Source organism: Pseudarthrobacter sp. AL07, from assembly GCF_029960665.1.
Taxonomy (GTDB): domain Bacteria; phylum Actinomycetota; class Actinomycetes; order Actinomycetales; family Micrococcaceae; genus Arthrobacter.
The window spans coordinates 25,575-35,585 of sequence record NZ_JASBRB010000029.1 but is presented as its reverse complement, the minus strand read 5'-3'; the positions used below and the strand labels follow the sequence as shown (position 1 = coordinate 35,585).

10 protein-coding genes are annotated in these 10,011 nt (G+C 64.4%); 3 read left to right on the top strand and 7 right to left on the bottom strand.

Annotated features, from left to right (window positions below; all coding sequences use genetic code 11):
- Positions 1 to 144: 144 nt before the first annotated feature.
- The 5 genes from QK290_RS16335 to QK290_RS16315 all read right to left on the bottom strand — a co-directional run bounded on the left by QK290_RS16335 (position 145) and on the right by QK290_RS16315 (position 6,547).
- Complete coding sequence (locus QK290_RS16335) at positions 145 to 1,581, bottom strand: aspartate ammonia-lyase (RefSeq protein WP_282331685.1); 1,437 nt, start codon at positions 1,579 to 1,581, stop codon at positions 145 to 147.
- Positions 1,582 to 1,588: 7 nt separating this feature from the next.
- Entirely contained in the window at positions 1,589 to 2,662 is a 1,074-nt protein-coding gene (locus QK290_RS16330; protein WP_282331684.1) for an asparaginase, read from the bottom strand.
- Positions 2,663 to 2,691: 29 nt separating this feature from the next.
- A complete protein-coding gene (locus tag QK290_RS16325) occupies positions 2,692 to 3,426 on the bottom strand; it encodes a FadR/GntR family transcriptional regulator (RefSeq protein WP_282331683.1) in 735 nt (244 codons plus the stop codon).
- Positions 3,427 to 3,627: 201 nt separating this feature from the next.
- Positions 3,628 to 5,355, bottom strand: a complete 1,728-nt coding sequence (locus tag QK290_RS16320) for a type I restriction-modification enzyme R subunit C-terminal domain-containing protein (protein ID WP_282331682.1) — start codon at positions 5,353 to 5,355, stop codon at positions 3,628 to 3,630.
- A 106-nt stretch (positions 5,356 to 5,461) separates the two neighbouring features.
- Positions 5,462 to 6,547, bottom strand: coding sequence for a thermonuclease family protein (locus QK290_RS16315; RefSeq protein ID WP_282331681.1), 1,086 nt, complete (start codon positions 6,545 to 6,547; stop codon positions 5,462 to 5,464).
- A 261-nt stretch (positions 6,548 to 6,808) separates the two neighbouring features.
- Here QK290_RS16315 and QK290_RS16310 point away from each other — a divergent pair, with 261 nt between their 5' ends.
- Both QK290_RS16310 and QK290_RS16305 read left to right on the top strand, forming a co-directional pair.
- Positions 6,809 to 7,072 (top strand): helix-turn-helix transcriptional regulator, encoded by a 264-nt coding sequence (locus QK290_RS16310; RefSeq protein ID WP_282331680.1) that lies wholly within the window; start codon positions 6,809 to 6,811, stop codon positions 7,070 to 7,072.
- A complete protein-coding gene (locus tag QK290_RS16305) occupies positions 7,069 to 8,313 on the top strand; it encodes a HipA domain-containing protein (RefSeq protein WP_282331679.1) in 1,245 nt (414 codons plus the stop codon). Before QK290_RS16310 ends, QK290_RS16305 begins: the two co-directional genes overlap by 4 nt.
- A 33-nt stretch (positions 8,314 to 8,346) precedes the next feature.
- On the opposite strand, the gene QK290_RS16300 is transcribed toward QK290_RS16305, so the two are convergent.
- Positions 8,347 to 8,964, bottom strand: a complete 618-nt coding sequence (locus QK290_RS16300; RefSeq protein WP_056342023.1) for a uracil-DNA glycosylase — start codon at positions 8,962 to 8,964, stop codon at positions 8,347 to 8,349.
- Between the two features lie 118 nt (positions 8,965 to 9,082).
- Between QK290_RS16300 and QK290_RS16295 the strand changes: the two genes are divergently transcribed.
- Positions 9,083 to 9,589 carry a hypothetical protein gene (locus tag QK290_RS16295; RefSeq protein WP_282331687.1) on the top strand — a complete coding sequence of 169 codons (507 nt, stop codon included), beginning with the start codon at positions 9,083 to 9,085 and terminating at the stop codon, positions 9,587 to 9,589.
- Here the strand turns inward: QK290_RS16295 and QK290_RS16290 are convergent.
- Positions 9,579 to 9,971, bottom strand: coding sequence for an RNA-binding S4 domain-containing protein (locus QK290_RS16290; protein ID WP_282331678.1), 393 nt, complete (start codon positions 9,969 to 9,971; stop codon positions 9,579 to 9,581). The genes QK290_RS16295 and QK290_RS16290 overlap by 11 nt on opposite strands.
- Positions 9,972 to 10,011: the final 40 nt, after the last annotated feature.

Below are 10,011 nucleotides of genomic sequence, written 5' to 3'. Positions count from 1 at the left end.
GGTTCTTGTGATAACCCTTGTCCTCCGCGTGCAGGGCATTTTCGGTGGCGTGCGCCTGCGGCGGGACCGTGTGGTCCGTGATGACCTGCCTTTGGGCGGTGTCCTGTTGGGGAGTTGTCATGCGGTGTCCTTTTTGGGGGTGGGTTACTTGCTGAGGTTCGCCAGGCGTTCAGGACTGAGGAGTTCCTGGAGTTGGGCGGCGGTGAGCAGGCCGTGTTCGAGCACGAGCTCTGCAACGCCCTTGCCGGTGGCAAGGGCTTCCTGGGCGATGGCGGTTGCCGTGGCGTAGCCGAGGTGGGGATTGAGGGCGGTGACCAGGCCGATTGACTGTTCGACGGTGAGACGGAGGTGTTCGGTGTTGGCGGTGATGCCCCGGACGCAGCGTGCCGTGAGGGTGCGGCAGGCTGCTTCGAGGTGGGAGATGCTCTTGTGGAGGCTGTGGACAATGATGGGTTCGAAAGCGTTGAGCTGTAGCTGCCCGGCTTCGGCGGCCATGGTGATGGTGACGTCGTTGCCGATGACTTCGTAGGCCACCTGGCTGACCACTTCCGGGATCACCGGGTTGATCTTGCCGGGCATGATGGATGACCCGGACTGGACGGCCGGCAGGTTGATCTCGCCAAAGCCGGCGCGCGGGCCGGAGGAGAGCAGACGGAGGTCGTTGCAGATCTTGGAGAGTTTCACGGCCACGCGCTTGAGCACGCCGGACAGGTGCACAAAGGCGCCCACATCCTGGGTGGCTTCGATGAGGTCGGCGGCGGTGACCAGGGGGAGCCCGGTGACCTCGGCCAGGTGCCGGCAGGCGGCCTCGGTGTAACCGGCGGGGGCGTTCAGTCCGGTGCCGATAGCGGTGGCTCCGAGGTTGATTTCGTGGATCAGCAGTTCCGCCTCGGCCAGGCGCAGCCGATCCTCGCCGATGGTGATGGCGTAGGTGCCGAACTCCTGGCCCAGCGTCATGGGGACGGCGTCCTGCAATTGCGTGCGGCCCATCTTCACCACGGTGCGGAATTCGAGTGCTTTGGCGGCGAAAGCCTCTTCGAGTTCGGCCAATGCGTCCAGCAGTTCCCGGCCGGCGAAAATGGTGCCCAGTTTCACGGCGGTGGGGTAGACGTCGTTAGTGGACTGGCTGAGGTTTACGTGATCGTTGGGGTGCAGCCGGGCGTAGTCGCCTTTGGGGTGGCCCAGGATTTCCAGGGCGCGGTTCGCGATGACCTCGTTCGCGTTCATGTTCGACGACGTACCGGCGCCGCCCTGGATGACGTCCACCACGAACTGGTCGCTGAGCCGGCCGTTCATCACGTCAGCGCACGCCTGCTCGATCGCCTGGCCGCGTTCGGCGTCCAGCAGTCCCAGTTCGCGGTTGGTGCGGGCGGCGGCAAGCTTCACAGCGGCCAGTCCCCGCACCAGGTGCATGTTGGAGGACAGCGGCTGCCCGGTGATGGGGAAGTTTTCCACGGCGCGGAGTGTGTGGACGCCCCAGTAGGCGTTGCCGGGGACGTCGCGGTCACCCAGCAGGTCGTGCTCGGACCGGGTTTCGGGGACGGCAGCCAAGGTACTCAAGTTGGTGGTCAGGTTGGTCATGGGGTCCTCACAGGGCTTCGTTGGCGGGCGTGGACAGGGTTCGTGCAGGCAGGAAGTTCGTGGGCTGCAGCAGGCCCACCTGGTGGCCGCCACCCAGGACATGGGCGGTGCCGATGCCGGCGAGCGGTGCGGTGTTTACGCCGAGGGCTGCAAGCACGTGGACGGTGGCAGGCATCCGGGCGCGGTCGCCGCCGTCGGAAATCTTGACAGCAACTGCGCGGCCATCCGGCAGGCCTACCAGCTGCACACCTTCAAAGCCGTCCTTCGCCACCGCCCCCGGGAGTAGCCGCATCAGCTCCGTGACGTCCCGGCGCTCGCCCGCCACCATGTCAGGGTGTTGCCGCATGGCGAGTCCGACGGCGGCTTCCGCAGGCAGCGGGGCGGTCCCGCTGTCGTCGGAAGTGCTGACTGCGGCAAGCGCTGCGGCGGCCGCGATGGTGCCGAAAGCGCGGGCCATGCCCCGGAGGGTGAGCGCGAAGAGCGGCGTCCCACAGCCGTCCGTACTGCGGGCCAAGGGCGTCTCGCCGGTCAGTTCGGTGACGGTGGCAGCGATCAGCTGCTGCAGCGGGTGGGCCGGGTTGAGATAACCCTTGACGGGCCAGCCGTTGATGACGCATGTGGCAGCCATCGCAGCGTGCTTGCCGGAGCAATTCTGGGTCAGGCGCGTGGCGAGGAAGCCGTTGCGCAGCCAGTCCTCGCGCTCGCTGGCGCCATAGGGCAGGTCGGTGCTGTTCTCGAGATCGCTTACGGCAAGCCCGTACAAGGAGAGAATCCGCTGGGTGCCGCCGCGGTGTTTGGCACTGCCGGAGTGGCTCGCCGCGGTCAGGGCCAGGAGGTCGGCCGGGAGTTCCAGGCCCGCGCGGACCATGGCCACCGCCTGCAGCGGCTTGAGCGCGGAGCGCGGGTAAAACGGGACCAGGGGATCGCCTGCCGCCGCCAGGATTGAGCCATCAGGTGCGGTGGCGATAGCCGAGCCGTAGTGGACGCTTTCCACCAGTCCGTCACGGGTGGCCACTACTAGCGGGGCGTGCTGCGGGAGCAGTGCAGCAGTGTGGGCGTCAGAAAGCGCAGGGGAGAGCATGGGTTCCTTGGCGGGTTGCTTGGGCGGAGCTATTTGTTCAGGATGGAATCGAGCGCGGCACCCACGGCATGCAGGTGCGCTGCCATGGCCTGGCTGGCGCCGTCCGCGGAGCCTGCCTCGATGGCTGCCAGTATCTCTTTGTGTTCGGCATCTGAGGCGTGTTGCCGGTCGGCCACCAAGTTGAGGGTTTCGGACTGGTGGGCCAAGGCGCCGCGGATCTCTCCGACGACGCTGGCGAACACTCTGTTGCCGCTGGCACGCGCAATGAGGGCATGGAAACTGGAGTCCAGGGCAACCCAGGATTCAGGGTCCGTTTCCGTGCTCATGGCTGCGACGATGTGGCGCAGCGTCTCCAGTTCTTCACCGGTCCGGCGCTGGGCGGCGAGGCCGGCTGCGGGGACTTCGATATGGGGGCGGGCCTCGGTGAGGTCACGGGCGGAGTAGTGTCCGAGCGTGAGGTCGCTGGCGACCGTGTCGGCCACGACGAATGTACCTTTGCCCGTCTTGGTTACGGTGAGCCCCAGGGCAGTACAGGATCGGAGGGCTTCCCGGATCACCGAACGGCTGACCCCGTATTGCTGCGCGAGGGAAGCCTCGGAGCTGAGTTTGGCGCCCACGGCTGCATTACCGGACTCGATGTCGGAGCGGATGGCGTTAAAGACCGCCTCGGCAGCGCTGAGCCGGGCGAGCGGCTGGGCTCCGGGGAGCGATGCGCTGGCCGGAGGTGCAGGCTGTCCTGCTGTCGGGCTGTCTGACAGGTTCACACCTAAAATATGGCACGGGTCACAGGCGGTGTCAATTGCTGGGTTCTCCGGGTGTCCCCGCGAGCTATGGCTGAGAGCGTACGTCCGCCCATCCGGGGTCTTTTGCCCATTCTTCAGGGCGCTAGTATCCGCGCGGCGGGCTACAGCTTCGTGACGCTGGACAGCCTGCTGTAGACGGGCCTCGCAGCGGAAGCGGGCGGGTCAGCCCACCTTGGCTCGGTTCTCGATTGTCCGCAGGATGCCGAACAGCTTCACCACGCTGTCGTCGCCGAAGAGCATGTCCGGGCCGGACGGTGCCAGCTCGTTGTAGGGGGAATCGAACAGGGCGGCCGGAGCCACCTTGCCGTTTTCCACCAGATGCGCCGTCAGGACCTGAAGGAAGTCCAGTTGCTGCGAAGTGAGCGTTGTTCCGGTGACAAAATCCGCAAGGGCTTCCTCGACAGCCTCGCGATCCAGGCCGACGAGAGACCTTACGTAAACGCCCAGTCCTTCGGTGGCGGCCCGATCCAGATCTTCCCGGGAGCCGAGGCCGCTTTCCATCAGGATGCGTTCCAGCTCTGAGAGGTCCAGGGCAGTGAGCTGCTTGTTCCGGCGCAGGCGCTGGATGGTCGCATGGTCCTGATGCTCAGCGAGGTAGAGGCGGATCTTTTCGCGATACCGGACCAGGTCAACGTGGCCATTGGATGCCCCGCCCAGTTCGATCTCTTCAAGCTCCCCGAGTTCGTCCTGGAAATTCGTGTAGACCACGTTGCGCTTGCGCTTCTCGATGAGGTGTACCAGTTCGCGAAGCCTCAGCCGGATCTCCTCCAACCATTCGGCGGAGACGGACTCCCATTCGGCATCATCAAGGATTGCCTCGATCAGGGGGAGCTGGGCAGCGATGGCCGTAACATTCGGCTGGTCCTGGAGCGCGGCGGCCACGGCCTGTACCTTCTTCCGCAGCAGGCCAAGAGGCTGGACCCGAAGTGCGGCAAGTTCTGTCTGCAGGATGAGGTAGTCGAAGAGCTTGGCTTCCTCCGTGTCCGGGAGAGCGCCAATGGAGGCCACCCGGGCGATGTCAGTTTCGAGAGCGTCAAAGTCTTCGGCGCCCAGCGAGTCCCAGGTCGTAGCTTCTGCAAACCGGTCTACCCATTTGCGGGCGGGTTTGACCAGGAAATTGTCCAGCGGCAACCGGGTCACGGTGTGCTGCAAGGACTCCCGCAACCCCACAACAAACGGAAGGCCGGAATCCCAGGCGAGATCCGCAGTCGTGCGCAGGAGTTGGACGCGTGCGGCAAAGGTGCTCTCGGCGAGGGACTTGCCGAGGGATCCCTCGTTTCCGGGCATGCCGGCGTTGAAGTATTCGGCATTACGGCAGAGGTCGAAGATAAAGAAGTCCTTCTTGTCTTCGCCGGGGCCGAAGAGGTCCGGGCAGAGGCGCGTGCCGCGCCCCACCATCTGCCAGAACTTGGTCTTGGAGCGGTCCATCTTGAAGAAGACGAGGTTCACAGCTTCCGGGACGTCGATGCCGGTATCGAGCATGTCCACCGAGATAGCAATGTGCGGGTTCCCGTCCCGGCGCGAGAACTCGTCGATGAGGGTCTGCACATAGTTCACCTGGTACGTAACCACCCGGGCGAAGTGTCCTGTGAGGTGGGGGTAGTTTTTGTCGAAACGTTCCTCGATGAACTCGGTGTGCCGGTTGTTCTTGGCAAAGATGATCGTCTTGCCCAGACGGTCCCCGCCGGCCATTTTGTGCCCATGGGTCATCAGGACTTCCAAGGCCTTGTCAACGGTGTCCGTGTTGAAGAGCCAGGAATTTACGATGGCGGGATCCACCGTCTCCGGGATCTCGCCGTCCTCGGTCCAGTCGAGGTCGTCCCACTGCTCCTTTTCGTGCTCAGGCAGGTCGTCGTAGGCGATGCCCTCATAAGGGAATTTGAGCGGCACCGGTACCACCCGGGGCGGGACCTAGTGGCTGCAGCAGAAACCCTGTGGGACGGCGGGCACTCGAATACGGCAACCGAAGCCTTCGGGTGCCCGCTATCGGCCTGGGTCAGCAGGGACTCCAGCTCTTCCCGCCCGGTGCGTAGCAACGCGGACCCGTGTACTTGGTAGCCGGTGGTACATAAGGGGCAGGAGCAGGCGGGATGTACGGTTGGGGTGCCGGCGTGACATAGGGTGCGGGTGCCGGCAACCTTCGTAGGCGCTCGGCCTCGGCCTGACGGGCGGCTTCCGCTGCGACTGCCTCGTCAGCCGCCTTCTTTTCAGCCGCCGCACGTTCCTCTGCGGCCTTCTTTTCTGCTGCGGCCTGCGCTTCAGCGGCCAGGCGGTCCTCGTGTGCCTTCTTCTCTGCCGCGGCGAGGGTGCCCTGCAGGGCCTTCGTTTCGTCCCGCTTCTTCTCAGCAGCCGCGACCTTGTTGTCCAGCGTCGAAAGGTATGCCGCAGTGACAGTGGCCGTCAGGCCTGCCCAATAGATCGCCCTTTGGGCATCCTTGCTGGCAGCAAGAACAGTCCTGAGTGCCTTTGCCGCCGCCAGTTCGGTCGCAAGTGCCGCCACCGCTACGCCTGCAGCAGCTGACGTGGTTGTTGGCTCCGCTGCAGTTGCGGTTTCAAGCGCCTTGGTTGTCTTCGCAACCTGGGTAGGTACCGCGCAGTCGACCTGCTCGGAAAACAGGCCACTCTTGGCCGACCGGGCTTCCGCGTAGGCCGCTTCGACCGGCGGCAGGAATTTGCGGTTTTCGCCGTATTGCACAGGGATTCCCAGCCCTTCCCGCGCGATCTCGGCATTCACCAGGGAGCCGTCCGGGGCGAATACTCCGGCGAGGGTCCGGCCGTATTGGTCGTGCCGTTCCTTATCGAATTCAAGCTTAACCTTGGTGCCTTTCGGCAGCAGCCCCTCGAGGTATTCCGTGGCCTGCGGACCGAGGCACTCCACAGGCTGGTCGGGGTCCTTCGTTTCCGGAGTGTCTATATTAAGCAGTCGAATCGTGTGGTCACCGTTGTTGATGGATACCACCAGCGTGTCACCATCACTAACCCGGACCACCGTACCGGCGTCCGCATTTGCAGCAAAGGCGACGACCATGGACCCTGCCACCAACGCCGCCGCGGCCACGGAGGCAACGAGTAGTTTCTTCATTCAAAGCTCTTTTCTAAAACGGGCGATCATCTCGCGAAGATACCGCAACCTTGGTTGAACCTGAAAGTTTCCTCCGATAATGCTGGACGTTTCCCGGCAAGAATTTGCAAATATGGGATCAAGATCTTTGCAAGCTGAAGGTTGCCGCCCACATATAGCGGTACGTTCGTGCCGATTACGCGCTGGTCAGGACTGTGCGTCAGGCGTAGAATCGTGCCAGCCGCTAAAAACGGCACGATCGTACCTATGGTGGAGGAGCCGATGGAACCCTTGACCGACCGGCTCCCCGCCGAGGTGCGCTTTCGCCGCGGACAACTGGGCCTCACCCAGCGCGATCTAGCGGACATGGCCGGGGTCTCGGAACGCTTCGTGAGGTTCATTGAGCAGGGCAAGCCAAGCGTCCAGCTGGATTCCCTACTGGCAGTCCTAGACACGCTTGGCCTCGAGCTCCGGATCACCACCAAGACCGGCAAAGGTGCCCGCGCGCTCGCAGGGCACGCCAGCGATCGCGAACCAAAGCCATGAAGCACCGCATCGCGGACATCTACAAGGCCGGGATGCTCGCCGCGCGGCTCGAACGCCACGACGGCGGCACCCGGTTCAGCTACCTGCCGGCGTACCTCGCATCCGAGGGACCCGCCGTCGCCAGTTCCCTGCCGCTCACCGGGGCACCCGTCGATTCAGCGGCGGGGGCGGCGCCCCCCTATTTCACCGGCCTCCTGCCGGAAGGCCGACGGCTCAACGCACTGCGGCGGTCCATCAAGACCAGCGCCGACGACGACCTGTCCCTGCTGATCGCCGCCGGCGGGAACCCGGTGGGCGACGTCCAGATCGTAGGCCACGGCGAGGCGCTGGATCCGGACGAGCACGCTGTCCAGCTGGATCCCAAGCTCCCGGTTGACTTCGATAAGTTGCTCGGCGACCCGGACCTGATCGACCCCGTGGCGCTGGCAGGGGTTCAGGACAAGTTGTCTGCCGGCATGATCTCGCTCCCTGTGGCCAGCGCAGGCAAGCGGTTTATCCTCAAACTCAACGCCCCCGAATTCCCGCATGTGGTGGAGAACGAGCTGGTGATGTTCCGCTACGCGGCCAGGCTGCGGATTCCGCTGAGCAGGGTCCGGCTGATCCGGGATACCGCGGGCAGGCCCGGGCTTCTGGTGGAACGCTTCGACCGGGTGCCCGTCTCCGGTGGCGGCCCCGACGACGTCCGGCGGCTGGCGGTGGAGGACGGGGCCCAGGTCCTGAAGCTTTACCCGGCGGACAAGTACAACGTGGCTTATGGGCAGGTTTGCCATGCACTCGCCGATTACTGCTCGGCACCGCTCCCGGCCCTCCGGAACCTTGCCATCCAGGGGGCGTTTGCGTGGCTGAGCGGCAACGGAGACCTGCACGCCAAGAACGTTTCGATGGTCCAGCAGCCGCACGGGGAGTGGACCATCGCCCCGGTCTACGACATTCCCTCCACAGTGGTCTACGGGGATAAGACCCTTGCGCTGACCCTGAACGGGAAGCGGAACGGGATCTCGCGGCGGCATTTTCTGGGCTGGGCCGCGGACCTGGGACTCACAGACCGCACGGCTGCCCAGGTGCTGGAGCTCGCCCTGAAAGCGTCAGGGCCGTTGATCACCGATCTGGAGGCCGGCACAGCGTTCGCGGGGCTCGCTGGGCCGGAGAAGAACGACGGCGGCGGCCCGCCGTTCCCTGACATGGTCACCAGGGCGTGGGTGAAGGAGCTCAAGCACCGAAGGCGCTTACTGGAAGGCTGAGGTACCCGCGGTTACTGCCGCCGTCGTGCGTGGCTAAAGGTGCTGGATGCCTGCCCGCTGCATGGCGTCCTTGTAGACGTCCACGCTCTTGGCGAGGAGATCCTCCTGCTTTGCTTCGGAAACAGCAAAGGCCCGCCCGCCGAGCGCGCTGGCCTTGTAGATCTTGATGCCGCTGTTCTTCAGGGAAGAATGGTAGGTCTTTTCAAAGAGGGTGAGGAACGTGGAGGCGTCCGTGCCGTGTGCGATGACTGCGGAGACCCGGCGGTTGATCTTGAGGAACTGCCGGAAGGGCCGCAGGCCGTCAGTCTTCTCCTGGACGTTCAGCGCTGACGGAAGCTCCGGATCCCGCACCCAGGGGTACGCATTCCACGGCATCACGTAACGCGGATCAAGCTCGGCAAGTTCGTAAATCTGGGTGGCGCGGCGGGCGGCTTCGTCGTCGTTGAAATGGGAGACGAACCCGGACTCGGTGCCCTTGCCCGGACTGACGTGCAGGCTGACAATCCGGCATTCGTCCTCGTCATGCACGGGGTCGATGTAGGGGACGACAGACCCTGGCTTCTTTTCCATCAGTTCATCGCAGAGTTGCGTTACCGCCGCGATGTTTGGTTCCTGTAGCAGGGCCTTTTTTTCGTCCCAGTCAATCGTCACGATCTCTCCCTCAGCAGCACGGCGTCCAGAAACAGGCGTCTGAACCCACTCTACGCTTTTGGACGTAGAGGTGCGCAGTGCAAGTTTGCCTCGGACCGGCGCCGGTCCGGGTAACGTCATCATGATGAACAGGAAAACGCTCAAGTCCGACGGCTTTGCCGGCTTCCGGGCCTTCGACAGCCTTGAGATCATAAGGATTCCGCAGGGCACCGGGGTGTTCGCCGTTCTTCGGCCGAATGAGTTCGAGCCGCACTTCCTCAAGATCAGCACCGCCGGGACCTTCAAGAAAAAGAATCCCACCCTGCCTGCGGCAGCCATTCTGGCGGAATGGGTGGACGGCGCGGACATTCTCTACGTTGGCAAAGCCGGGCCGGGAAGCAAGGGCAACCGCGGCCTCCGGAACCAGATCAAGGAGTTCCTGGATTTTGGGCGGGGCAGGCCGCCGGGCCATTGGGACGGCCGCCTCATCTGGCAGTTGACGCACACGGATGAGCTCATCATGGCGTGGAAAGAGCTGCCTGCCGAAGAAGTGAACCAAGCCGAGGCCGCGTATCACGCAGCCTTCGTTGCGGAGCATGGCCGGCTGCCGTTCGCGAATCTCGTGCAGGCCAAGCTTAAGAACTGAGCTGAGAGCCCTTAAGCCGTTCCATCTCCCGCCGGTCCTTCTTGGTAGGCCGTCCTGCGCCGCGGTCCCGCTGCGGCAGTCCCAACGCCGGTGCCACCGGACGGGGCGGGGTGTGATCCGTGAAGCAGTGCGACGCCGCCTCGGCCCCCACCCGTTTTGCAATCAAACGGCGGACTTCGAGGATGCGTTCGAAACCTGACATGCGGATCGTCACGGTCTCGCCGGTAACGAGTGTGGCCGAAGCTTTCGCGGGGCTGCCGTTGAGCCGCACATGCCCGGCCCGGCACGCGGCTGTGGCGGCGGAGCGGGTCTTGTAGGCGCGGATGGCCCACAGCCACGCATCAAGGCGGACGCTGGCGGGGGAGGCAGGAAGGCTGGTCATGGCTGGCACCGAGTATACGGCGTGGGACGTCGGGACCGGC

Excerpts from the sequence above, each read along its gene's own strand:
- QK290_RS16305 (WP_282331679.1), top strand. The coding sequence starts at position 7,069 with ATGAAGCACCGCATCGCGGACATCTACAAGGCCGGGATGCTCGCCGCG.
- QK290_RS16310 (WP_282331680.1), top strand. The coding sequence starts at position 6,809 with ATGGAACCCTTGACCGACCGGCTCCCCGCCGAGGTGCGCTTTCGCCGC.
- QK290_RS16315 (WP_282331681.1), bottom strand. The coding sequence starts at position 6,547 with ATGAAGAAACTACTCGTTGCCTCCGTGGCCGCGGCGGCGTTGGTGGCA.
- QK290_RS16335 (WP_282331685.1), bottom strand. The coding sequence starts at position 1,581 with ATGACCAACCTGACCACCAACTTGAGTACCTTGGCTGCCGTCCCCGAA.
- QK290_RS16330 (WP_282331684.1), bottom strand. The coding sequence starts at position 2,662 with ATGCTCTCCCCTGCGCTTTCTGACGCCCACACTGCTGCACTGCTCCCG.
- QK290_RS16290 (WP_282331678.1), bottom strand. The coding sequence starts at position 9,971 with ATGACCAGCCTTCCTGCCTCCCCCGCCAGCGTCCGCCTTGATGCGTGG.